The organism is Ralstonia sp. 24A2 (assembly GCF_051783885.1).
Taxonomy (GTDB): Bacteria; Pseudomonadota; Gammaproteobacteria; order Burkholderiales; family Burkholderiaceae; genus Ralstonia.
Map to the genome: position 1 here is coordinate 504436 of NZ_JBPVZD010000002.1, position 24351 is coordinate 528786.

Here is a 24351-nt window from a genome sequence, read left to right on the forward strand (position 1 = left end):
ATGGCGCACCATGACGGAACGAACCACCATCCGAAGAGCAAGCAAAGCCGATGCCGCCGCATTGTGTGCCGCCGAAAAAGCCACCGCACTCACCCCGGGCCTGCTGGTGTCACAGCCTCACGAGCTGCGGGTTGAGGCATTCGAGCAAAAGATCGCGCTTCTTGAGCAAGATGGGCTGTACCTTGTGGCAGAGCACGAGGGCACCCCGATCGGGCACGCGTTCCTGGAGCCGATGACCCTCATCGCGCTCTCTCACGTCTTCAGTCTCACGATCGTCGTCCACCCCGGTCACCTGGGGCGCGGGGTGGGCACGTTGCTCATGACCGAACTGATAGCCTGGGCGGAAAGCCATCCTCGCATCGAAAAAGTTGAGCTTCGAGTCAGGGCGACGAATGCCCGCGCCATTGCCTTGTACAAGCGCTTTGGATTCGTGGAAGAGGGACGGTTCGAGAAGCGCATACGGCTGCCCGACGGGTCGTATATCGCTGATCTCTCCATGGCGCGGTTTGTTTGCCAATCTGGCTCGTAGCATTCTTCCCGCCCGATCACACTGCGACATCTGCGCGGCAATGGCTGTGTGATGAAGCGACCTTCCGCGAGATTGAACCAAGAGATGGAGCTCACGCTGGATTAGGGTGTCCGCTTGCTTCGATACGAAGGCGCGTCTAGTGCATCACCATGGTTTACCGAACCCTCTGTGGATAACTCCACCTTCCCCTGTGAACAACTCCAGGGACAAGCGTGTTGGTTCTCCGGGGTCAGCGTGCGCATAGCACGGGCACAACTTCCAACCGTGGTGACCGTGCCCAATGCGATTGCCCGCACTCATCCACGCAACAGCACATGCTGTCCGATGGGTTGTCCGTTCTGCAAATCATTGATGTGAAAGCGGTTTTCCCACTTATCCACAGAACTTATCCACCGTTATCTACTACTACTATCTGTATACATAAAGAAGTAAACCTATAAACCCTCTGTGGGGTACCTTGGGGTGGATGGTGCGATTGCAGTTGGCATGGCAACGTACCCAATATCCGATAGGCAAATACGTTGAGTCGAACGACTACAAGGTGGGATATGTCCGAACGCGACGCAAAGCTCCATGGTTCCTGGCGGTTGGTGTCGTTTGAGACGGAGCTTCAGGATTCAAAGGAGCGCATGCAACCGTGGGGCGCTGATCCCAATGGGTACCTGATGTTCGGCACGGATGGGCGAATGATGGTGCTGGTCACCGCAAAGGCGCGGGAGCCCGGGAATACCGACGAGAAGCTGGTGGCGCTTTTCCGTACGGTCATGGCCTATACGGGGCGGTATCGGACAGAGGCGGACAGGTTCATCACCACGATTGATTCGTCCTGGAATGAAGCCTGGAACGGCACTGAGCAGGAGCGCTTCTACATGCTCGATGGAGACACGCTCGTCGTTAGCACGGCCTGGATGCCGAATCCGTTGGTTCCCGGCAATCCAATCGGAAGAGGTGTTCTCAGTTTCAGACGCGAGTAACTTTCTCGACGAGGCGATCACGTGACAGACAGCGAAGCTTACGTAATGGAATGCATCACCAGATGGGTGTGGTCCGGTTTCTATGAACCGGCTCACGTTCGAGAGATGATGGACGACGTCCTGGAGTCCGACTGCGATGTGAGCCGGTTGGAAGCCTTCATTGCGTCGGAGTTTGAGCGCAAGGTGGCCGCAGAAGCGTCCTGGCCTTCGGAGACGGATTGCGACCGCCTCGATCGTGTTTTCTACCATCTTCACGAAGACGGGATCTGTGCTTTGGCCAACGCTGGGTACACCATGTCAGATGGCCACTCAGACGTATCAGAAGCCGTGGAAGACGCCCCGAAGGGCCACTACCACGGATACTGCTTCTATCACGGGCAGGACGTGGACAGGGCCTTGGACGGACACGGCATCATGATCGCCTTTGGCGACTTGGCCGACGACAAGGCGCGTGGTTCCGCTGTGGGCCGCCGCGTTGCAGAAGCGCTTACGCTCGCGGGGTTTGATGTGTCGTGGGATGGATCTGTCGCGACGCGAATCAACATTCCAGCGTTCGATTGGAAGAGGCGGCAGGCCTAGCGTCCAACGTGCATGTATTTGCTCAGGCGTTGGCGTTGTCTTCACCTCTGACGCCTGCTATCAGCCCTCAACCGTATCGACTTCGCTTTGAACACGGCAACCCCCTCTCTTTCATCCTTGCACCACGCATGGCGCGTACTACGCTTGGTGAGGTTTGCGTAGCGCACTGTCATACGGCCCGAGCAGAGTCAGCGTGCCGTTTCCCGATCGACACCGGCATTCCTCCCCAGAGAACAAATCATGCGAAAACTGTTTGCAGCCATTGCACTCATGCTGGCCATGACGCCCGTTGTACAGGCACAGGTGAAGCCGTATCCGCCGGGCTGTCGCCACCAGAACATCCAGACCGACGGGGCGACCCTGTTTGTGCGCGTGTGCGGCAGCGGGCCGGCGGTGGTCTTGCTGCACGGTTTTGGCGACACGGGCGACATGTGGGCGCCGCTGGCCACCGAGCTGGCACGCACTCATACCGTGGTGGTTCCGGATCTGCGTGGCATGGGGTTGTCGTCGCACCCTGATGGCGGCTACGACAAACGCACGCAGGCGGGCGACATCCGGGCTGTGCTGACGCACCTGAACATCGATCAGGCTGACGTGGTCGGCCACGACATCGGCACCATGGTTGCCTTCGCCTATGCGGCGCGCTATCCGGACAAGACGACACGACTGGTCGTGATGGATGCCCCGGTGCCGGGCGTCCCGCCGTGGGAACAGATCGTCCGCTCGCCTGCCCTCTGGCACTTCTCGTTTGGCGGCCCCGATGCGGAGCGTCTGGTGAAGGGCCGCGAGCGGATCTACCTGGATCGGTTCTGGAATGAATTTGCCGGAGACCGCACAAAGATCGACGAGGCAACGCGGGTGCACTATGCGCGCCTCTATGCGAAGCCGGGCGCCATGCACTCTGCGTTCGCGCAGTTCCTGTCGATTCCGCAAGACGCTGAAGACAATCAGAAATCGCTTGCGACCAAGCTGACCATGCCGGTGCTGGCCATCGGCGGTGAAAAGTCCTTCGGCCAGAACGAGGCAATCGTCATGCGCAATGCCGCCACCAACGTGCAAGAGCTGGTCGTTCCCAATGCCGGGCATTGGTTGATGGAGGAGCAGCCGCAAGCTACCGTGAGCGCGATCGTCAAGTTCCTCGCGTAATAGCGTCTGATCTTCACGCGCCCGGCAAACCAATCGCCACTCCGTTCATGAAGACACGCCAACGCTATGCCGCCGCGTGCTGGCTGCTCGCCTGCAGCGTCGCTACGGCATCGCCCGATGAAGACCTGCTGGGCCAGAAGCAAGGTTATCCGTTGGCGCCAAGCGCGGCGCGCATCCACGAAGCTCCTTACATCGTGGGTTCCTTTAGCGGCATGGATCGGCTCTCACCGTCCTGCGAACTCGCGCCGGCCGACAAACCGGTGCCGCTCAAGATCGCGGAAAAGGAAGCCGACTTCCGGTATCGCTTTCGTGGCGGTGACTACACGCTTGCGGACTACATGCAGCATCAGCGCGCGACCGCCGTTCTGATCGTTCAGGACGGCACCATCCTGGCGGAACACTACGGCTACGACCGCACGCAAGACATGCGCATGCTGTCCAACTCGATGGCCAAGACGCTGGCTGCGCTCGCGATCGGCAAGGCACTGGAGGACGGAAGCCTGCACTCGCTGGAGGATCGCGCCGACCAATACGTGCCTGGGCTTGCCGGCACCCTGTACGGTGCAACGCGCATTGTCGATTTGCTGCGCATGGCCTCCGGCGCAAAGTATGTGGAGGACTACACCCCCACTGACGATCGGGCGCGATTCCTCAAGACGGCAGCCAAGCAAGGGGTGCTTGCGGCAGCCGCACAAGTGAGCGAGCGTGCCGATCCGCCGGGTACGCGTTTCAACTACGCGGGAGCGCAAACCGAAGTATTGGGACTGGTGCTCCAGGCAGCCACGCAACGCAGCCTGTGCGACTTCGTGGATGAAAACCTATGGAAGCCGATGGGCGCGCAATCCAAGGCGACCTATCTCGTGCGCCAATCCGATGGATCAGCATTTGCGCAAGGCGGCTTCAACGCAACGGCGCGCGACTACGCTCGCCTCGGGGCCATGCTTGCCAACGATGGCGTGGTGCAGGGTCAACAAGTGGTGCCGCGCGACTTCCTGTTGAACATGACGGACGCATCGCGCCAGCCGGAGCCGTTTCGCCCCGGACAGATGGTCTATCACGGTAGCCGCTATTACGGCTATGGCTTTCAGGTTTGGCTCCTCCCGGGGGAGGCACGGCGGGTCGTGCTGCTGGGCATCCATGGACAGGCAATCTACGTGGATCCGCAATCCAAGCTGACCATGGTCCACCTTGCCGTGGGGCAGGACGCATCGGGCGATGCGAGCGGTGCCCACCTGGGCGCAGAGCGGGAGGCGTTGTGGCGCGGTGTTGTGGAGAGGTTTGCTCGCTGAAGCGAATCTGCTGCCTTACCAGCGCGAGGTGTGGTCTTCGGTCACGCCGGGCAGCCCCTGCACTGCATGCCGGATGCCCGTGTCCGGATCCACGATCTCGCCATCAAAATGGCCGATCGGCTGGATATAACGGCTGGCGGCAATGAGCAGGTTCTTGTTTTCGCTGCGCGCGCCTTCCGGCGTGAATGTCAGGTCGACCTGCCGATTGGTACTGCGGATGTGCCACGGTTGCAGTGGCTGCTTCGCATCGAAATCAAACTCGACCGCGCCGACGCGGATCAGCTTGCCATGCAGCCACACGGCGTTTTCGGCATCCGCCATATAGCCTTGCTGCAGGTTGAAGCCCATGTCATGACTGTGCGCGCTGGCCCAGCGCCAATGCGTTTCCCGCGCTAGCAGGCCGTTCGAGTAGTCCAGCGATGCCACAGCACTATCCAGCCGATAGCGTTTGTCCGGGCAATCGGCGGTGCCACTGACTTTCAGCCCGCCGCTCTTGTGTGTCGAGTGCGCGAGCCAGTTGGCGGGGGCAATGGATGCCAGCACAGGCGGCATGCGCGTCAGTTGGATGTCTGCGGCCAGCCGCAGCTTGGGTGACTGAATGGTCAGGGTCAGACTATCGCGTTTGCGCTGGAAGGCCATGCGGCAACTTCCGGTCGTGAAAGACGCATGACCAAAGGCGCGGTCTTCCATCTTTGCGGACACACCCGGCAATCCATTTGCACTTGTCGCACCGACAACTTCCCGGCGTTGCCGGTCGAACAGGTAGGCGAACGCGGTGCCTGTCCAACCCACATCAACAATCGCTGCGCCGATGAAGTAATCCGGATGTGCAATGGCCGCATATTGCCAACGCTTGTGATGCAGCTTGCGGGTCAGTCGCTGGTAGAGCGTTGTCTTCAACGGCTGCCAGTCCAGCTGTTCCACGATCCCTTCATACATGCCAAACGCAGGCAGGCCGTGTTCAAGCACCAGTTGGCTGGGCGCTGCAGGGAGGCGCGATGTAGTCATGGTGTGTCGCGTAGGTCGTGGGCGGAGTGCGGTGACTCTACACGCCACCTGACGCGACATGTGGCGTTTGAAGTGGCTGTACGGACGGGCGTTGCAGCAATGCCGGAGGGTGTGCCCTGATGTTGCCCCGCGCCTTTGCTATCTGCCGCAGGAGATTCGAGCCGTCGCTCCCGCTATAGTGCGGTTTCCAGACATTGGTCGGTGTCTTTGCGTTGAACAGCAGCTGTCCCCCAACGAGTACGGCTGAACTCGATCCAAGAACAGGCATTCACGTGCTTAGAACATTTAACAGTGCAACGTGATACTTGAGCCAGCTAACAGCCGCCCTGCTTTCTCGTGCGAGCAAAAATTATCAGCGGTGTTCCGTGAGCGTTCCAGGTTCACCGTGATCGCCTACGTAAGTGAAGAGGCGGTGCGCAACCGCCCGGAGGGCGAACGATGATAAGCCGATACGTTGCACACTTCTTGTACTGCTTGGCGTTCTGCGTAGGCTGCGGCTGGTGCCTAGCCACGCAAGCGGCGGCGACAGTGCTCCTGCAACCGAGCGAACAGGGCCGAGCGCTGCAACCCTTCGTCGAACGGTGGGAAGACCCGAGCCATACCGCCACGTTGACCGAGGCGATGGCGCGAGGGCAGTTTGTCCCGGTCACGGCGACGCAGCTCACCCCGGGCTATTCGCGCTCTGCCTTCTGGCTGAGAACCCGGCTGATCAACACCGATCCTTATCCACGCACGGTCTGGCTCGAGGTGGGCTGGGCGCGTCTGCAGGAAGTCGCCTTCTACCAGTTCGAGCAAGGGCGCTGGCAGGTGGCGCAGGCCGGCACCTCACAACCGTTTGCCAAGCGCCCGATCGACGCGGTGCAGCCTGTATTTGCAATCACGTTAGGGCCGGGCGAAACACGCGAACTGTACTGGCGCGTGGCAAGCAGCACCGCCCTCTCGATGGAGCCACGGCTGTGGTCGCCTGAAGCATTCCGTCACGCCGAGTCCGCTAAGAGGTGGGAGGACGGACTGGTGGCAGGAGGCATGCTGATGATTGGCCTCTACAGCCTGATACTGTTCCTGGCACTACGCGAGCGCGGCTACGTTTTCTACGGACTGACCACCCTGTGCTTTGTGCTGAGCGATTTCAGCGTCAAGGGCTGGGCGTTCCGCTTCCTGTGGCCACAGGCCACCGGCTGGGCCACGCAGGCGATCCAGTTCAGTATCAATCTTTGTATCCTGTTCCACCTGCTGTTCTACCGTGATCTGTTACGGATGAACATCCACATGCCACGCTGGAACAAGCTCTTCATCGCGATGTGTGGCGGGCTGGTGGTGTCGACCATACTGGCGCTGGGCGCCGACTACACGCTTGGTGCCATGCTCGGCACCTCGATCGCCGTGCTGACGACCGTGATCGTGCCTTTGCTCTGCCTGTGGATGCTGTTGCGCGGCGCGGCAGTTGCGTGGGCGTACCTGCTCGCTTCGGTCGTCTTCCTGCTAGGCAATGTACCCCGTACCTATCAAGCGCTTGGCTGGCACGGGCTGAATGGGCTCGCGGATTATGTACCGTGGGCAACCATTGCCTACCCGGTGCTGCTGCTGGCGGCGTTCACCCAGCAGGTACGCCGGGTGCATCTGCAGAAAGAACAGGCGCTGGCCGAGTTGCTGAGCATGCGCGAGCACGAACGCGATGCGCTGGAGCACAAAGTGGCAGAGCGTACCAGCGAGTTGGCGGAAGCACGCGACGCTGCACTAGCCGCAAACCAAGCCAAGAGCCGGCTACTCGCTCACATCGGTCACGACCTGCGTGCACCACTGGCGACGATCATCGGGTACGCGCAGCTGATGCAGCAGACCGGTGTCGACCTGCAAATGAGCCGCCGGGCCATTGAGCAGAACGCGCGCCACCAACTCGAACTGATTGATGAACTGCTGGATTTCGCCGGGGCGGAGAAGGAGGAAGTGCAGCTGCGCCCGGCCCCTGCCTATTGGCATGCCTTTGTCGAAAGCATTGCGCAGGACGCCCGCCAACTGGCCAGTGTCAACGGCAACCGCTTCGAGCTCGATAGCGATGAGAGCGTACCGCCGGTGCTGCTCACCGACTTCAAGCGGTTGCGCCAGATCCTGACCAATCTACTGTCGAATGCCGCCAAGTTCACGGATCACGGCACGGTGCGGCTGTCCGTGCGCCGATTGGCGAGGCAAGAGGACGATGTGACGCTGCGCTTCGAGGTGCACGACAGTGGGATCGGCATTCCCGCTGTGGCGATGGCGCGCCTGTTCCAACCGTTCGAACGGGCCGAAAACGCAGCTGGGCGGGAGGGTACCGGCCTTGGCCTGTCCATCGCCCAGTTGCTGGTACGCAAGCTGGGCGGCGAACTGACCGTCACCAGCAGGATCGGTGCCGGTAGCTCCTTTGCCTTCATCCTGCACCTGGAGCTGAGCAGCGAGGCCATGTTGCTGGCTACCAATGCAATGCGCTCGGCCTGGGTGCCTCATGCCACGCGCAGCCTGACTGTACTGGTGGCCGATGACACAGTGTCCAGCCGCGAACTCACCGCCCACTGGCTGCAACAGGCCGGCCATTGCGTGCTTCAGGCCGCCGATGGCGACGAGGCGCTGCAATTGGTGCAACGGCACGCTGTCGACGCCGTGATCTCCGACCAGGTAATGGCAAAAACGGGGGGGTGGGCGCTACTGGCTGCGCTGCGCAAGCAGCCGGAGCCACCGCCCGTGCTGCTGTATTCCGCCCAACCGGCCCGATGCCCAGAAGGCTATCCGGCCGGGCTTGCCTTTGACGCCGAATTGCTCAAGCCGGCCGATGCGGCGCAGTTGCTGGCTGCGCTGGAGCACTTGCAGCCCGAGGCACCAGCCAGCGCAATTGACCTGGAGGCGCACGCAACGCTGCGTGAGTTGATTGGGCAGGGGCGCCTTAGCGATATTGAAGCCTGGGCTGAGGCACGGCTGCATGGCCGCCCCGAACAGGTCGACTTCGCCCGCCAGATTCTGCAAGCTGCCAAAGTCGTGGACTTCGCCCGGCTGGCTCAGCTGACGCGGCTGAAGCAGGCCGCGATCTGACACGCCCTGCAGCGGCCCCCTTCTTACCGCACATGTCCTCATGCGCCGCGGCCGAAGAACACGTCGCGAACGTACGGCAGTCCGCCAGCCGGTGGCGGCAACCTCAAGAGCACCGGTCCGCTCGGGACCAAGTCGATGCGTAGCTTGAGGACGAGTAGGTTGAAGCCTATCAGCGACGGAGCCACTCTGATGTCTGCCGCTGAACATCAACTGATGTGATGGGCTGCGACGGGTCGGTTTGGGCCGGCCGCGAGCCATCGAGGCGCCGTCGGCTGGAACCGGCCATAAGCCGCCGTTGACTTGGCACGTAGTCAAACGAGCCTTGTGACGCCCGCTTGATTGAGAGGCTAACCATCGACCGAACGAATGAAACGCGCCGGATTTCCTCCGACAAGGCTATTCGGGGGAACGTCCTTGGTGACGACCGATCCCGCAGCAACAACCGAGTTCTCGCCCACCGTCACGCCACCGATAATTGTTGCGCCAGCGGCAATCCAGACGTTTCGCTCAATCACGATGCGCTTTCCGATGGTGACGGATCGGCGCTGCGAAGGATCCAAGGGATGCGCCGTCGTAATGATGCTTACGTTCGGCCCGATCATCACATCGTCTGCGATATGGAGGCCGCCTAGGTCGTAGAAGGTGCAGTTCTGATTGATGAAGACATTTCGCCCTACGCGAATTTCGTCTCCGCCGGCGGTATAGAAGGGAGGGATCAGCACAAAGCTCTTGTCTACGGGCTGACCGATGAGTTCGCTGAATACGGCACGAACTTCATCAGCATCGTTGAACGATAGCCGGTTAAGCGCGGCGGTGATCGCCCCCGCTCTTCTCACATTTGCCACCATCGTCGCTGATTCGGGCGTCTGCCCCCGCACTATCTTGGCGCGATCGTCATTCGTCATTTGGTGTTTCCGTATCTATGCTGGCGACAGTTCCGGAATGATTCCTCAGTGTCCGCTGTGGGGCGGAAGCGGTTGTTACCCCTTTTGCGCCGCGAGCGACGGCTCTCGGCCAGTCTGCAACGTTCGAGGTATCGGTCCCGCCCTATCCCGCACGACGCATTACGCACCAACAACCTTGTTCTTCCCCGTCCGCTTGGCCTGATACATACCGCGATCAGCCCGCTGGATCGCGTCCATGGGCGCTTCATCCTTGGCGAGTTCCGCCACGCCTGCGGAGAACGTAATAAAGAGCCGCGTACTGCCAGCCACAAAGAAGCGCTGGGTCAGCGCACGCTGCAGCCGCACGATGGCTTGCACGCCGTCTTCCAGGCACGTGTCGGGCATCAGGATGACGAACTCCTCGCCGCCAAAGCGCGCGAGCGTGTCTTGAGGGCGCATCGCTTCGCGCGCGACCTGGGCCAGATGTGACAGGGCATCGTCGCCAAAGCCATGGCCATGCGCATCGTTGATCGACTTGAAGTTGTCGATGTCGATGAAGGCGATGGAAAGCGCAGATTTCAGATGCGCGGCGCGGGCAACTTCGCGTGCCAGCGCTTCTTCCAGGCCCTTGCGGTTGAGCGCGCCGGTCAGCAGGTCATGACGTGCCGATGCCGACGCCAGGTCGAGCGCCTGATGCAGCCGCGCCACTTCCGCTGCCGCGTCTTCGGCCCGCTTCCGCATCGCCGACAGCTCTTCGTGATGACGCGCCGAAACCAAGGACATCCAGCGCGTGGCTGCCAGCGCGTCTTGGATCACGGGCGCAATATCGGCGATGGTCCTGGCCGATTCGATCTTCTTGACGCACGCCTCCATCTGGCGGTGGTGCTCGCCGGAGCTTTCCGCGGCCGAAGACAGCCGCTCCATGAACGACGCCAGCAGCCACTTCATCTCCTCCTGCGCTTCGAGCGACTTCGCCTTCAACGCGCCCTGCTTCTGGATCACCTCTTTGAGGCGCCGCCGCACGTCTTCAAGCCGGCGCAGGCTGACAGGGGGTTCGCTGGCTTTCATCAGGGCGTCGATTTGCCCGCGCAGCCAGCGGTCATCCAAGGACAGCTCGCCGATGTTCTCAAAGACGAGCTGCAGCAGATTCAGCAACGACTTGCGGATCTCGCTCTGATCTGCCGCCGCCAGGGACAGCCGGTGGTTGAACGTCGCCAGCTTGGTGTTCAGGCTGCCAAGGGTCTCTGATTCTGAGCGGCAAGCCTTGATCAGCACGCGGGCTGTGGGGCCGATCGTGGCGTTGTCATCGCCCAGCGCAGGCAAACAGTATTCAACCGTGCGTGCGAGCTGTTCGCACAACTCCCGCACCAGGACCATCCGCTCCGCATCCAGGGTGTGGCCGTTGGGCTTGTTGCCGGAGATTTCGTAGTAGATCGAGGCAAAGTTGTCCGGCGTGGGGGCCAACCTGCGCGAGGCCAGCAGCTTGAGGGCGTGCCGAGCGGTCTCCGAGGGGGTTTTTTCTGTCATACCTAAGCTGCAGGTTTGCGGGGCGGGATTCGAGGGCGATTGTCCATGGTTACACGCGCCTAGGACAGTCGATCAAAAGTTGGTGTGGGTGTTTTGCTGCATAGGCGCGCGTAGTTGTACTGGATGGCAGGATGAGTACCGCGCCGCAGGGTATTTACTGGCTGCTATTGCCTGAACGATATTCTCCTGCCGGAATGACTGCCACCTATCCGTCGAGACGCCATATGACATTGAAGTTCGCGGGTTTTGCCTTGCTATTGAGCGCCTCGTCATTGGCGCAGGCTCAAGGGGCTTCCTATCCCAAAGAGGTCAAAGCCTTCATTGCCGAACGGGACACGTGTGAGCACTTTCGCGGGGAGCCCTCCGAAGGCAACAGCCCGGAACAGATTGAACGGCGGCAGTTCATTGCTGACAGCCTGGACATCTACTGCGCGGGGACAGACAAGCGCCTTGCAGCGCTCAAGAGGCGATATCAGAACAATCGGTCTGTCATGAAACAACTCAATCGATACGAAGCGCGCATTGAGTAACGATAGATTCGCGATTCATCGCACGTAGCGACGAGACGGCGCTCACGATCTACGACGGGATCGATGCGCCAGAGCAAGCCGAGGCGCGCGTTTTTCGTGCTTCATGAACGCGCAGCCCCATGAAAAATAGACGCCATCACCTAAACTGAATCTCAGTCGCCTCTGTACGGAGGCGGCCGTCGCCCTGGGCAAAATTCAATGCGCAGCGGTGGGCAGATACCTTCAGATGCGCGGCGGATTGCTCAGGGAATTCGTGAGACGCCTGCAACGTTTGCCTCGATGGTTTTCGCGTTGCAGCCTTGCAGACGCTCTGAGCTTTCCTCAGCCGCCCACGCGGCCGGGGTGCTCCGCAAGAAGAAGGAGGTGCCCAATGCAAGCCTCGCGTCAGCTGTCTGCCGCCGAATCACCCAGGCGGGGGACCCACCCGCCGATCGTCTCTCCTCCAACGCAGTCCATGCCTCGGCATCTACGCGGCATCCTATGTGGTATCGGCCTCGCTGTGTTGTCGTTGGGGGCATCCATTGCAGGCGGACAGCCCATCCTTCCACCCACCTCCACGGTGGCGTCAACCGTGCCGAGCAACAAGGACGTCAATCCGTACGGCATTGCTTTCGTGCCGGCCGGCGTACCGGCGGGGAATATGCTGCAGCCGGGGGACGTTGTGGTGTCCAACTTCAACGCCGCCTCCAACAAGCAAGGCACCGGAACAACCATCGTGAAGCTGGTGACCGACGGCAAGCCAGTGCTCTTCTTCCAAGGGGCGAACCTGGGGCTGACCACCGCGCTGGCTGTGTTGAAGAGTGGCTATGTGCTGGTCGGCAACCTTCCGACGACGAATGGCACCGCCATTTCCTCGACCGGCTCGCTCTTGGTGATCACCCCGCAAGGCAAGCTTCTCAGCGAGCTGAAAGATCCCACCCTGCTGGATGGCCCGTGGTTCATGACCGTCCTCATCGATAACGGCCCGCAGGTCACGGTGTTTGTGTCGAACGTGTTGAACGGCACGGTGGCCAGGATCGATCTCAACATTGGCGCGGGCGGCGCGACGCTCCTGCCAAGCTCGCACATCATCGCGTCTGGCTATGCGCACCGTCCTGATTCCGCAGCACTCGTTGTCGGCCCAACAGGGCTGGCCTATGACGCCGCCCATGATGTGCTGTATGTCGCCTCGACGAATGACAACAAGGTGTTCGCCATCGCGAGCGCTTCAACGCTCGCGCATAGCAACGGAACGGGAACGATCGTCTTTCAAGACACGAACTACCTCGCCGGGCCATTGGCATTGGCCCTTGCGCCGAATGGCGATCTGGTGACAGCGAATGGCGATGCGATTGCCTCTGGTCAGAATCAACCGAGCGAGATCATCGAGTTCACCCCGCAGGGACAGTTCGTTGCGCAGATGCAGGTGGATCCGTCCCCTGGCTCTGCGTTCGGCCTCGCGTTTGGACAGAGCAGTAGTGGTCAATCGCAATTTGCGGTGGTGAACGACAGCACGAATACGGCAATCGTCTGGACGTTGCGCTGAGCGGCGCTGTTGAAATTGACGCTGGGGGAGGAGCACGTTGTCGGTGCCCCTCCTTCCTGTTTGCGGCGCAACGTTCAGGAACCTCAAGCTTTTGGCCCGCCGCTACGCGGGCATCTTGGGCGGCCAGTTGTGTGTTTCCGCCTGACAGTGCTTGCACCAAGCATAGAGCGCGTCATACATCACCAGACCGTGCTCCAGCATTTCGTGGTCGTTGGCAAACACCTGCGACAAGCCCAGTGAGATCGCGTACAGCCCGCTCGATTCCGGCGTCAGGTCCAGCCGCGACGTATCGGCGCCGCGCACGATGCGGGCCAGGTGCTGCAAGGCGGCGTCCTCACCCAGGTGGTACTGATCGAGGAAGGCATCGAAGCTGCACAGCTCACCCACGTGGGTGAGTTCCACGCCGGGAATGTCGTACGGAATGGCGCCCGTCTCGTTGGCGATGCGCAGTACATCGCCCGGCGGCACGTAGAGAAAATCCGGTGTCTCGTCGATGAAGCGGGCGATCAGCCAGGGGCAGGCGATCCGGTCGATCTTGGGGCGCTCGCGCGTGATCCATTGCATGGCGGCCTCCTTGTCAGTGATGCAGCAGCGGGTACACCGCCAGGCCGATCAGGGCAGCGCTTGCCACAATGACCGGCTCCGACAGCTTCTTGAACTTCACCAGCAGCACGACGGTTGCCAGCGCCAGCAGCACCGTCGGCACGTCGACGATCGAGCGTTTGGCCAGCACGATCACCGCGCCGGTAATGGCGCCCACCGCCGCCGCCGTTACGCCATCCACAAAGGCCAGGATGGCGGGCAGCTTGCCGTACTTCTTGAAGTACGGTGCCGGCAGGATCGTGAACAGGTAGCACGGCAGGAACGTCCCGAGCGCTGCCACGCACGCACCGGGCAAACCTGCGATCAGGTAGCCGATAAAGCCGACCGTGATGACGACCGGGCCCGGCGTGATCATCGCCACGGCCACGGCATCGACGAACTGCTTTTCATTGAGCCAGTGGTGCTCGGTGACCACCCCGCCGTACAGGAACGGCACGATGGCCAGCCCCGAGCCGAACACGAAGGCCCCCGCCTTGGCAAAGAACACGCCGATCTGCGACAGCAACGGCCAGTCGATCGTGCTGAAGAGGCCGCTCGCCACAGGAATGGGCGTGGCTGCCAGCGCGTTCATCCTGCCCTGGCGCACCCACTTGGGCGGTGCGCGCCAGAACCAGACGAGCACGCCGCCCGCCAGGAACAGCCACGCCACCTCCGATTCGGTAGCGACCGTGACGCCCGCCAGCACCAGGTAGACGAACCACAGCAGCTTGTCTTTGCCGACGCTCTTGGTGGTGAGCTTGTAGGCACTGATGGCGATGATGCCGATGACCGCCGCGCCCACGCCGTAGAACACCGACTGCATCCACGTCAGCCCGCCAAAGCGCACGTAAGCCCAGCCCAGCGCCACCACCATCAGGAACGACGGCAGCACGAATGCGATGCCGACCAGCGTGGCCCCCAGAATGCGGTAATGCACATAGCCGAGATAAATGGCCAGTTGCGCAGCCAGCGGCCCAGGGGCGAGCTGGGCCAGCGCGAGGCCCTCCTTGTAGTCGCCCTCGGTAATCCACTGGCGTGTTTCCACCAGATCGCGGCGCATGTAGCCGGCCAGCGCCACCGGACCGCCAAAGCCGAAGGTGCCCAGGCGCGCGAAGTACAGCAGCAGTTGCCACAACGTGTATGTCGGGCGTTCGTGCCCTGCTTGCGGTGGCGAGGTGGTTTGCGGGGTTGCGCTCATCTTGGGGGCCCGATGGTGTGAACTAGGGTTTCCGGCTGCCGGAGAAATGGGTGTACAGCGAGTCCAGCACGCTGCCGATCTCGGCCAGCAGCACGTCGTCATTGGCCAGCCGCTTGCGCGCGCCCGCCAGGATGGCTTCAAAGCCGCCGGCTTCCGGCACGGTCGATCCGCCCACGTCCAGCGCGTGCACCACGGCGCCGAGCCGGACCAACCCGTGGTTGTCGTCCAGCCCGAAGCTGGCCATCAGCACCTCGAACGACACCCGGTTGCCCACGTGCGTGAAGGTGGCGCCGTCAAAGTCGAACCCCAGGGCATCCGCCGGGCAATCGGCGGGGCTTTCCAGCCAGAGGAAGCGGGCGTGCGGGTCGATAAAGCGCTGGATCAGCCACGCGCAGGCGACCCGGTCGACCCACAGGTGGCGGCGTGTTGTCCACAGGCGCCCCTGGTAGTGGGTGGGGTCGCGGCGCGCGATGTTGCCGGCGGCCGCTTGGGGTTCGCCCGGCGACTGAACGGATTCGACGGCGGCAGCAAAGTCCCGCCATTGCGCATCGGCGCGGATGGACGTCTCGCCGGGGAAGAAATCGATCTTGCGGATGGCCTCATAGGCGCGATCGTGGCGGCGCTGCAGCCGATTGAGTTCGGCCGCCCCCAGGCTGGGGAACGTCTTGCGGGCCTCCGCCAGTTCGGCCAGCCAGTCGGTGTAATCGGCCGTGCGATCGAACAAGGCACGGTAGGCACTGTCTTCTGCGGCGTCTTGGGCCTGCACGCGCAGCAGCCACGCCTGACCGTCTTCCTGCAGGGCCTCGTCGGCAAGGCTGCGCAGTTGCGCTGCCTGCTCGGCGTGCGCGGGCAAGAGGTAGGCTCCGTCGCGCAACGCGGCGCAGCCAATGGCCTTCAGCGCCCGCCAGATGCGCATGCGCGCCGTGGCGCTGGCGGTGGGCAGGCTGATGATCAGCAGGAGCCAGGAGTTGGAGTTGGGGGCGGTGGAATTGGCAGTCATGACAGCAGCATAGGTAGCCGTATGGACTGCTGCAATGGTGTAGAGGTCGCTACATTTTTGGGGGGCACAACCGGCCAAGCCGTTATCCTTCGTCTGCCCCGCAGATGACGAGCGTCGGTGCAGATGGCGAGCGTCGGCACCGGGAGCGATTCGGCCGCACTTCAGAAAAACCTGGCCCCAGTCGATAGTGCATGGGAGGCCCGGTCGGAAGGCTCAGGTTCGCACGTCTTGTTGTCGCGTGACTTCCATGAATCCATGGCACGGCGATCGGTTATCAGCCGCCGTTTGCGGGAAGCCGTTGTTCGAAGATGCGGTCTGGATGAAAAAGTGGCGGCTTGTTCGCAGGCAGGCAACCCAGTCATCCCCAGAAAAACGCAGTCACCACAGATCAATAAAACAATGCGTCTCATAAGTCTTGTCGCGGCTCTTGTGTTCTGCGTCGCCCAGCCGGCCATGGCCCAGGCGGATCAACCCTCTGCTTACGTCAAAGCGGGAATCCCCTCCCCGTCACGCACGTGGATGGGGGATGACTACGCGCAAGCGGTGAGCGTGCTCAAGGCCCACGCCGTCCCGCTACCCCGGTTTTCCGACCCGGCGGGTGCAGCTCTCCTGAACCGCATGACGGCAACGGAACACCTCGACCGCTGTCGAGACCAAGACAGCTCCGCGGATGCGCGGTACGGGACCTGCTTTGTGATCCTGGCAAACGTTGCGGACTTGGTTGATCTGTACGGCGCCGCGCCGGAGGCCCGCGACGCGAAATCCGCACCTGAATTGATAGCGCTGGCCGGGTACATCCTCCGTATTGGAGGGGTGCTTGCGACGTTGCAGAAAGACGTTCTGCTCACTCACCAGAACGACGGAAACCTTACGAAGCAACAGGCCGCTGGAGACACCAAAACCCTTCGGGCGTTCTTCGATTACGCGCAGATGCTCGACATGAAGGACGGGCTTTCCACGGCTGACAGATCGGTGTTGCTTCGGGCCATGTCTGACACGTTGTCTGCGTATAAGCGCTTGTTCTCTGCCAATGACAAGCAGGAACTGGTGCACAAATTTGCGACCGCGCGCGCGAGGTTTGATAGCGCAGAAGACCTCGCCCGCATTGACGCGATGATCCTGGAGTTGGGTGGAGAGCGCGGGCAACGAACGTTGCCGGCAACGGCTCAGGCAGATCGGCCGCTTTCCTCCGTCACGGCAGGCATGCCCTCTCCATCACACGTTTGGAATGGGGAGGACTACGCCGAAGCGGTGAGCGTTCTCAAATCCCGCGCGGCCCCATTGCCTCGCTTTTCTGATGGCGACGGCACGGCAATCCTGAACCGCATGACGGCCACGGAAAACCTTGCCGTCTGCCACGACCAAAGCAGGGCCGGGGCGGAACGGTACCGCAGCTGTTACGTCATCCTGACAAGCGTCGCTAACGTGCTCCAGTTGTATGTTGCTGCCTTGCCGAGCGACCGTGCGGTGCAATCTGCGCCGGAGCTGGCGGCGCTTGCCGCATACGTGCTCCGCGTCAGAGGGGAGCTTGCAGCGTTGCTGAACGGCGTGCACCCAAGCGACGAAAATCTTGCTGCGCAAAAGGCAGCCGCAGACGCCAAAACCGTGCGGGCGTTCTTCGACTACATAAAGATGCTCGACTCAAAGGACGGGTTCTCAGCGGCTGACAGAACCGTGATGCTCAAGGCCGCGTCTGACACGCTGCCAGCGTACAAAAGCATGTTTTCCGCCTATGACAGGCAGGAACTGGTGCGCAAGCTCACAACCGCCCGTGCGAAGTTTGGTGGTGCAGAAGACCGCGCCCGTATCGATGCGATGCTCGTCGAGCTGGGAGGAGACCGAGTTGTGGGAGGCGAGCCATGGAAATTGCGGGGCCAACCCGAGCCCCATGTGGATGTGCAATCGCTCCGTGGTGACGCCACGAACGATCTGTGGTGGACCAAGTACGCACGGCCGCCGATCAATGCCCGCTAGCGTTGGGTCGCCGCTGAGTTTGCGCGGCTTTTGCAGGCAATGCCCCTTAGCAGCAGTCACCCACAATTCGAGAGAACCATGCGCATCGCACCATTGATTGCCGCCCTCGCGCTCTGCCTCGCCCAGCCGGCAATGGGCCAGGCGGGCCAACCCTCTGCCTACGTCAAGGCCGGCATGCCGGCCCCGTCACGCGTGTGGACCGGGGAAGACTACGCCCAGGCGTTGAGCGTGCTGCAATCGAAAGTGATCGCCTTGCCTCGCTACGCTGACCACGATGGCGCCGCCATCCTGAGCCGCATGACGGCCACGGAAAACCTCCACGTCTGTTACGACAATGGCGTTGCAGCGGGCGATCGGTACGATGGGTGCTTGGCGATCTCGGCAAACGTCAGTCGCATCATTCTGCTGTACTACGCCACGTTCCCCGCCCATGCCGTAGAGCAGGAGCAGCCAGAAACCGCCGCGCTCGTCGCCTTTGGGCTCTTCGCCAAAACGTCCTTTTTGAACGTGCAGAAAGAGCTTCTGTTTGCGCTGCCAAGAGACAACAGCTACGCCACGCGCGTGGAGGCGGTGAGAAGGAGCGAGGCCAGCTTCAAGACCGCCATTGCCAGTGCCGTGAAGTTGTTCATCCAGGGGAACTCGTTCTCTGCGGCGGATCGATCGGTGGTCATCAAGGCGTTGTCTGAAACGTTGCCGACGCTGCTGGGTGTGTTCTCTGTCGATGACCGGGAGGAGCTGCGGCAAAAGCTTGTGGCCGCTCGTGCGAAGGTGGATGGCGCGGAAGACCGGGCGCGCATTGATGCGATGTTGGTGGAGTTGGAGGGCGCGCCCAAGAAGGAGAAGAGCCAGCCGACGCGCTACAAGGACGCGTAGTTTCCCAACATCCAGATCGCGCAATGGCTTCCTTCATGAACAACACGAAGTGGAACGTGCTTCGTATGCCCTTCTGACACGCGTGGATCGCCTGCTTCCAATGCAATCCGCTGCGCAGAGTCAATCGGTTCAGCGCACCAGCGTCACCGGAATACGCGACAGGCGCACCAGCCTGTTCGACAGCCGGGCCGCCATCAGTGAGCCCAGGGGCGAGCGAGCCGCCGTGCCCATCACGATCATGTCGCATTGGTTGGCAGCAGCGGTTTGCACGATGGTTTCTGCCACGCGGCCGATCCGGATCTGCGCCACATAGGGCGCACCGGCATCGTCCAGGATGGCGCGTGCCTGATGCAGCGCCGCTTCACCGCTTTGTTCTTCCAGCTGGCGCAGCGCGTCGATCGAGTGGTACGCGCTGGCGCGGCCGCCTTCGAGCGGTGACTGTACGTTCAGCAACACGATGCCCGACGCACAGCGGTCCTGGCAGAGGAAGGCCGCATGGCGTACCGCATCAAGCGCGTGGCGGGAGCCATTGACGGGGACGAGAAGTTTGAGCATTGCAGAATCCAGATCACGTTGATTGACCGGCGGCAGGGTGAGTCGGGTGATTGCCTGCGAGTGCCGGGACAGGGTGTTTCCAATACGCGATGGCTTGTCGCAAGCCGCGCGCTCAATTCGATGTGCAGATCGCTCAGGACAGGTCTGCCGTGTTCGAGTCTCCATCCTCAATGGCGTGGTCATAGCGCTGCGATGCGCGACGCTCACCAACATAGAGCGCGATGAACACCCCGATGGCGGCGACCACGGCGCCCACACCCAGCAGCCATCTAGCTAGCAGATCCATTTCGTTTCGGGCGCATTGCGCCTGGGTAATTGCCACATCTCAAGGGTAGCCAGCCAGCCATCAAAAACGCGTAGAGAGTCACACCGGCGGCGCAAAAATCGCGTAAACGCGCGGCACCCGAACACACGCCCGGCCAGCCTGCGCCGCAAATGCAGCCTTGGCAGACACGGGTGGCGCACATGGCGGCGGTGCCCTAAATTGAGCAGTACAAGCGACCCAACACCAAACAGAAAAAGCCGCCTGCCACGGCAAGGTCCGATCGCATCACCATCCTCTGTTGCACGGGAGACACCATGGCAAGCTTGGCCAAGATGTGGCAATTGCTGGTCGGCAAGCCACTGGACCCACTGGACCCGCGCACACGCCACGCCATTGCCGTCACGCCTTTGCTGGCGTGGGTCGGGCTTGGCGCGGACGGCTTGTCTTCCTCCTGCTACGGCCCCGAAGAAGCGTTCCTGGCGTTGGGCCAGCACACCCCGCTGGCGCTGTTTCTGGCGCTGGCCACAGCTGCAACGGTGTTCATCATCGCGCTGGGCTACAACCAAGTGATCGAGTTGTTCCCGACCGGTGGCGGCGGCTACCGTGTGGCCACCGCACTGCTGGGGGCCCGTCCCGGGTTGGTGTCGGGAGCGGCGCTGCTGGTCGACTATGTGCTGACTGTCGCCACCTCGCTCGCCAGCGGTGTCGACGCGTTCTTCAGCCTGCTGCCGGTGAGCGCGCAAGCGTTCAAGCTGGGCACCGAACTCGTGATCGTGGTGTTGATGACGGGGCTCAACTTCCGGGGCATGCGTGAATCCATCCTGGTGCTGCTGCCGATCTTCATTGGCTTTGTCGTGCTGCACCTCGGGTTGATCGTCTACGGCGTGGCGGTGCATGGCGATCACCTGGCGGCGGTGGTGCCGGAGGCCGTTGGCGAAGCGCACGGCATGTCGCAGGCGCTGGGCCCCCTGGTGATGCTTGGCCTGCTGATGCGCGCGTTCTCCATGGGTGGTGGTACCTACACCGGCCTGGAAGCGGTCTCCAACAACGTCAACATGCTGGCCGAGCCGCGCGTGCCCTCCGGCAAGCGCACCATGCTGTATATGGCAACGTCGCTGGCCTTTACGGCGGGCGGCATCATCCTGCTGTACATGCTGTGGCAGGCCAAGCCGGTAGAGGGCCAGACGCTCAACGCGGTGGTGTTTGGCAGCGTGATCAACCACATGGGGCTCGACTCCACGCTTGCGCGCAGTGGGCTGCTGGCCGCCGTGCTGGCGTTTGAGGCGGGCCTGCTGTTGGTGGGAGCGCAGACGGGCTTTCTGGATGGCCCCGCGGTGCTGTCGAACATGGCGCAAGACTCCTGGGTGCCGCGGCATTTCCGTGACCTGTCGACGCGGCTGGTACGGCAGAACGGCATCATCGTGATGGGCGTGGCTAGCGTCATCATCCTGCTGTGGACGCACGGCGAGGTGGCGGTGCTGGTGGTGCTGTACAGCATCAACGTGTTCCTGACGTTCAGCCTCTCGCTGCTGGGCCTGTGCACGTACTGGTGGCGCCGCCGCAAGGACAGCGGCAACTGGCTTAAGCACTTCGCGCTGTCCGCCCTGGGCCTGTCGGTCACTAGCACGGTGCTGGTCATCACGCTGGTCGAGAAATTCACGGCGGGTGGCTGGCTGACGGTGCTGGTCACGAGTGCGGTCGTGGCGCTGTGCTTCCTCATCCGGCAGCATTACGACGAGACCCGCGCACTGATCGCCAAGGAAGATGCGTTGTTTGGCGGAACGCCCCCGGCGGTGGACGAAAGCAGCGCCCCGGCCAAGCCAGACCCTTCACAGCCGACTGCCATTCTGCTGGTCGGCAAGCATCGTGGTGCAAGCATGCATGCGCTGCTGTGGGTGAACCGGCTGTTTCCGGGGCACTTCAAGAACGTGATCTTCCTGGCCGTGGGCGAGGTGGACGCACAGAGCTATGAAGGCGCGGAACATCTGGACCACCTGCGCCAGACCATCAGTGCATCGTTAGCGTACTACGTGGCGCACTGCCGGCGCCACGGCATGGCGGCGGACTACCGCATCGCCTTCGGCACGCACCCGATTGCGGAATTCACGCGCCTGGCTGAAACCACGATGGACGCCTTCCCGAACAGCGTGTGCTTTGCCAGCAAACTCATCTTCAAACAGGTCAACTTCCTCACCGCCTGGTTGCACAACCAGACGCCGCTTGAAATCCAGACGCGGTTACACGTGCAGGGCAAGCAGATGGTGCTGTTGCCGATGAACGTGGGGTAATCGAGTTGCGGATACGCTATTGGCCGATCTGTCTTTCCACGTAGTTCAACAAGAGGACGTTCCAATGCAGCCAGTCGTCAGAGTCTCGATTCTTCGGTGTCCGCCGGATAAGTTTGCCGAGATGCGGCAGATGATGAACGACCTCGAACCGGTGCTTCGGCCCGGTATCGAGGCGATGCGTGGATTGATCGCCTTTTATGTGGGCGAGGACGAGTCGACCTCGTCGCTATCAAACGTGAGCCTGTGGACCGATCTGGACGCGGCCAAGCAACTGAACACGTTCCAGCCGATGCTGGATTCGGGCAAGCCCTTTATCGACAAGGGCGGCACGTTTGAGCGGCCGATCATGAATTACCTGCCGATGTGGGAGTTGAAGCCGGTGTCGAAGGTTTGAGGCGTTGCGGGGGCCGAGGGAGGCGGATTACGCTTCGGCAATCCGCACGAACACCCATCAACAATGCGTCTCACAACCCTCCTCACTGCCCTCGCGCTCAGCCTCGCCCAGCCGGCCATCGCCCAGACCGATCAGACCGATACCCCCTCGCCTTACGTCAAAGCCGGAATCCCCACGCCGTCGCGCGTCTGGACAGGTGCGGACTACACCCAAGCCGTGAATGTCTTCCAGTCGGGTGATTCGCCCCTACCCCGTTTCTCGGACAGCAATGGGGCCGCGGTGCTTAACCGCATGACGGCCGTGGAAAACCTGGACTTCTACCGCAATCCTTCGGTGCCGCTGGAGACGCGTTATGGGGACTATCTCGCCCTTTCTACCGGCGTTAATACGCTGATGACGCTGTACGTGTATTCGCCTCGCGACAGCGCTGGGAAGACGCAGCTTGAAACCGCCGCGATCGTGGCCTACCGGCTTCGCGTCGCCGTCGCGGGCCTGGAACTGACGGACGCATTCATACCTACCTTCCCGAGAGATGAGAAGTACGCGGACCGAGTCGCCAACGTAAAGCATGGGCAACCCCCTTTCGGGGCAACATTGGGGGATGCTGAAGTCATGCTCACCGCAGAACACGGCTTTTCTGCAGCAGGCAGATCGCTGGTGCTCAAGACCATGGCCGACACGTTGCCGACCCTCAAGCGGGCATTCCAACCGTTCTACAAAAAAGAGCTTCGCCAGAAGCTCGAAGCGGATCGCGCGAAGCTCGATGACGCAGAAGACCGCAGGCTGCTTGATGCCATGATTGGCCAGCTCGGCAACTAGGCTCCTGCCACGGACTACCGCACACGCTCGATGAGCGGACCGCTATTCGCAAGGTTGTTGCTGAAGTGGTTTGCAAGATGGAAGTGCGCGGCGGGAAATTGCCCAGCTCGGCCCGCCAGCGCCACGCTGTGCGCATAGCAGTGCAATATCAACCGACCTCAAGCCCGCGCCAGCGGGCTTTTTCTCACCTCAGCCCCACGAGCGATTTTTAGTGGGACCACGCTACTGCGCGATAATGCCCGCCTCGTGCTCCACGGGACGCAGCGCATCAGCAAAGTCTGAATTGTCCCGTTCTGCATTGCTTCATTGGAAGGCGGCCCCTATGCTCCCGGTGCCGCTTTCGTGCCATGAGAGAAAGCGGCCGAGGATTGGAACCCTCGGTATCGTCCGGCAGGGACCGAGCATAGGTCCTTGTCGTCAATCTCCCGTGGCCGCTCCCCCTTTATGGGCGAGCCTGGCAGGGACGGCTTCGCGCCGATCGAGTGACGGTACTCGGGTTCCAACCTTGTCAGTGCTCGCCCACCCTCCCCCCGGGTGGCGAGTTTCCTCATTTCGACGGAGACATCGCCATGACAGACCCCCAAGCCGTTCCCGATATTCGCCGCTATCAGGCGCATGCTGATTTGTTCGACAAGCTCTCAAAGCTGCGGGCGTTTTTGAGCATGTTGCACGCCAGTGGTTTTGAGCACTTCCGCGCGATGGATGAGGTGCGGCAGGCGGAGTATCTGTGGACGTGTTTGGATTATGCGGAGGGGGCGTATCGGGCGTTGACGGTTTGGGATGGGATTGATACGCCGGAGGGTGATGGCGTTCACTGATTTCTACTTGCCGGACTCCAGTGCCAAGCCTCTCGGGGGACTAGCTACATCACTGACATCCAGTCGTGATCTTCCAGATAGGCAACAAAGTCGTCGATGGCGTCCGGCGATAAATCGAAGCAAGTGCGATAGCCACCCTTCGGGTGCTTTTCGATGATCTCGACGTTCCGTATTCCTGGCGCCGATGCCAAGAGCTGAAAGAGCTCGCTGCGCTCGTCATCGGTATAGACGTTCGCGCTCCGTCGTCGCATGAGCCGGTGGTAACGTAGTACCGTATGTCACCTCAAACCATGATCGCTCAGGAGCCACATGTTCTGCCCAGCATGCAATACCCAAAATTCCGCAACCAGCGTGAACTGCATCCAATGCGGAACAACCCTTATCTATGAAGCCAAAGGGCACTCCACCTCATACATTCAGGGCGCCCAGTTGGTTGACTCGAGAATCTATGGTCTCGTGGGCTGCGTCGTTTGCCTGGGCCTTGCATTCGTCTTGCTGAATACTGTGCTGTCTGAGCTGTCTCTGAATGAG

Annotated in this window: 23 protein-coding genes; 14 read left to right on the forward strand and 9 right to left on the reverse strand. The window is 61.7% G+C overall.

Annotated elements, in window-relative coordinates; all coding sequences use genetic code 11:
* Positions 1-10: 10 nt before the first annotated feature.
* The 5 genes from ACS13N_RS07170 to ACS13N_RS07190 all read left to right on the forward strand — a co-directional run bounded on the left by ACS13N_RS07170 (position 11) and on the right by ACS13N_RS07190 (position 4517).
* A complete protein-coding gene (locus ACS13N_RS07170; protein ID WP_438931008.1) occupies positions 11-529 on the forward strand; it encodes a GNAT family N-acetyltransferase in 519 nt (172 codons plus the stop codon).
* 548 nt (positions 530-1077) lie between these two features.
* A complete protein-coding gene (locus tag ACS13N_RS07175) occupies positions 1078-1503 on the forward strand; it encodes a lipocalin-like domain-containing protein (protein ID WP_438931009.1) in 426 nt (141 codons plus the stop codon).
* Positions 1504-1548: 45 nt separating this feature from the next.
* A complete protein-coding gene (locus tag ACS13N_RS07180) occupies positions 1549-2082 on the forward strand; it encodes a DUF6891 domain-containing protein (RefSeq protein ID WP_438932807.1) in 534 nt (177 codons plus the stop codon).
* Between the two features lie 240 nt (positions 2083-2322).
* Positions 2323-3228, forward strand: a complete 906-nt coding sequence (locus ACS13N_RS07185) for an alpha/beta fold hydrolase (RefSeq protein ID WP_438931010.1) — start codon at positions 2323-2325, stop codon at positions 3226-3228.
* Between the two features lie 47 nt (positions 3229-3275).
* The gene (locus ACS13N_RS07190) at positions 3276-4517 is read left to right on the forward strand and encodes a serine hydrolase domain-containing protein (protein WP_438931011.1); all 1242 of its coding nucleotides are present in this window, start codon (positions 3276-3278) and stop codon (positions 4515-4517) included.
* A gap of 15 nt (positions 4518-4532) precedes the next feature.
* Here ACS13N_RS07190 and ACS13N_RS07195 read toward each other — a convergent pair whose 3' ends face one another.
* Positions 4533-5525 (reverse strand): DUF2804 domain-containing protein, encoded by a 993-nt coding sequence (locus ACS13N_RS07195; protein ID WP_438931012.1) that lies wholly within the window; start codon positions 5523-5525, stop codon positions 4533-4535.
* A gap of 528 nt (positions 5526-6053) precedes the next feature.
* On the opposite strand from ACS13N_RS07195, the gene ACS13N_RS07200 reads away from it, so the two are divergent.
* A complete protein-coding gene (locus tag ACS13N_RS07200) occupies positions 6054-8588 on the forward strand; it encodes a hybrid sensor histidine kinase/response regulator (RefSeq protein WP_438931013.1) in 2535 nt (844 codons plus the stop codon).
* A gap of 347 nt (positions 8589-8935) precedes the next feature.
* Here ACS13N_RS07200 and ACS13N_RS07205 read toward each other — a convergent pair whose 3' ends face one another.
* Positions 8936-9493 carry a sugar O-acetyltransferase gene (locus tag ACS13N_RS07205; protein WP_438931014.1) on the reverse strand — a complete coding sequence of 186 codons (558 nt, stop codon included), beginning with the start codon at positions 9491-9493 and terminating at the stop codon, positions 8936-8938.
* Between the two features lie 159 nt (positions 9494-9652).
* Positions 9653-10999, reverse strand: coding sequence for a GGDEF domain-containing protein (locus ACS13N_RS07210; protein ID WP_438931015.1), 1347 nt, complete (start codon positions 10997-10999; stop codon positions 9653-9655).
* Between the two features lie 131 nt (positions 11000-11130).
* Between ACS13N_RS07210 and ACS13N_RS07215 the strand changes: the two genes are divergently transcribed.
* Complete coding sequence (locus ACS13N_RS07215; RefSeq protein ID WP_438931016.1) at positions 11131-11529, forward strand: hypothetical protein; 399 nt, start codon at positions 11131-11133, stop codon at positions 11527-11529.
* 571 nt (positions 11530-12100) lie between these two features.
* A complete protein-coding gene (locus tag ACS13N_RS07220) occupies positions 12101-13054 on the forward strand; it encodes a hypothetical protein (RefSeq protein ID WP_438931017.1) in 954 nt (317 codons plus the stop codon).
* A 102-nt stretch (positions 13055-13156) separates the two neighbouring features.
* Here the strand turns inward: ACS13N_RS07220 and ACS13N_RS07225 are convergent, their stop codons facing one another.
* Genes ACS13N_RS07225 through ACS13N_RS07235 form a run of 3 tightly spaced genes read right to left on the reverse strand, consistent with a single transcriptional unit; the run spans position 13157 to position 15834 of the window.
* Positions 13157-13618 (reverse strand): chromate resistance protein ChrB domain-containing protein, encoded by a 462-nt coding sequence (locus ACS13N_RS07225; RefSeq protein WP_438931018.1) that lies wholly within the window; start codon positions 13616-13618, stop codon positions 13157-13159.
* A 13-nt stretch (positions 13619-13631) separates the two neighbouring features.
* Positions 13632-14834, reverse strand: a complete 1203-nt coding sequence (locus ACS13N_RS07230; RefSeq protein WP_438931019.1) for a chromate transporter — start codon at positions 14832-14834, stop codon at positions 13632-13634.
* Between the two features lie 22 nt (positions 14835-14856).
* Positions 14857-15834, reverse strand: coding sequence for a chromate resistance protein ChrB domain-containing protein (locus tag ACS13N_RS07235; protein WP_438931020.1), 978 nt, complete (start codon positions 15832-15834; stop codon positions 14857-14859).
* Positions 15835-15957: 123 nt separating this feature from the next.
* On the opposite strand from ACS13N_RS07235, the gene ACS13N_RS07240 reads away from it, so the two are divergent.
* On the forward strand, positions 15958-17808 hold the full coding sequence (locus tag ACS13N_RS07240) for a hypothetical protein (protein ID WP_438931021.1): 1851 nt from the start codon (positions 15958-15960) through the stop codon (positions 17806-17808).
* 78 nt (positions 17809-17886) lie between these two features.
* Positions 17887-18681 carry a hypothetical protein gene (locus ACS13N_RS07245; protein WP_438931022.1) on the forward strand — a complete coding sequence of 265 codons (795 nt, stop codon included), beginning with the start codon at positions 17887-17889 and terminating at the stop codon, positions 18679-18681.
* Positions 18682-18810: 129 nt separating this feature from the next.
* Here the strand turns inward: ACS13N_RS07245 and ACS13N_RS07250 are convergent, their stop codons facing one another.
* The gene (locus tag ACS13N_RS07250) at positions 18811-19236 is read right to left on the reverse strand and encodes a universal stress protein (RefSeq protein WP_438931023.1); all 426 of its coding nucleotides are present in this window, start codon (positions 19234-19236) and stop codon (positions 18811-18813) included.
* 133 nt (positions 19237-19369) lie between these two features.
* Positions 19370-19522 (reverse strand): hypothetical protein, encoded by a 153-nt coding sequence (locus ACS13N_RS07255; protein ID WP_438931024.1) that lies wholly within the window; start codon positions 19520-19522, stop codon positions 19370-19372.
* Between the two features lie 293 nt (positions 19523-19815).
* Between ACS13N_RS07255 and ACS13N_RS07260 the strand changes: the two genes are divergently transcribed.
* The 4 genes from ACS13N_RS07260 (at position 19816) to ACS13N_RS07275 (ending at position 23820) form a co-directional block, all read left to right on the forward strand.
* Positions 19816-21789 carry an APC family permease gene (locus tag ACS13N_RS07260; protein WP_438931025.1) on the forward strand — a complete coding sequence of 658 codons (1974 nt, stop codon included), beginning with the start codon at positions 19816-19818 and terminating at the stop codon, positions 21787-21789.
* 130 nt (positions 21790-21919) lie between these two features.
* Positions 21920-22183 (forward strand): hypothetical protein, encoded by a 264-nt coding sequence (locus ACS13N_RS07265; protein WP_438931026.1) that lies wholly within the window; start codon positions 21920-21922, stop codon positions 22181-22183.
* Positions 22184-22246: 63 nt separating this feature from the next.
* The gene (locus tag ACS13N_RS07270) at positions 22247-23002 is read left to right on the forward strand and encodes a hypothetical protein (RefSeq protein WP_438931027.1); all 756 of its coding nucleotides are present in this window, start codon (positions 22247-22249) and stop codon (positions 23000-23002) included.
* A gap of 569 nt (positions 23003-23571) precedes the next feature.
* Positions 23572-23820: a hypothetical protein gene (locus ACS13N_RS07275; RefSeq protein WP_438931028.1), complete on the forward strand. Its 249-nt coding sequence runs from the start codon at positions 23572-23574 to the stop codon at positions 23818-23820.
* A gap of 44 nt (positions 23821-23864) precedes the next feature.
* Here the strand turns inward: ACS13N_RS07275 and ACS13N_RS07280 are convergent, their stop codons facing one another.
* Positions 23865-24071 (reverse strand): hypothetical protein, encoded by a 207-nt coding sequence (locus ACS13N_RS07280; protein ID WP_438931029.1) that lies wholly within the window; start codon positions 24069-24071, stop codon positions 23865-23867.
* Positions 24072-24351: the final 280 nt, after the last annotated feature.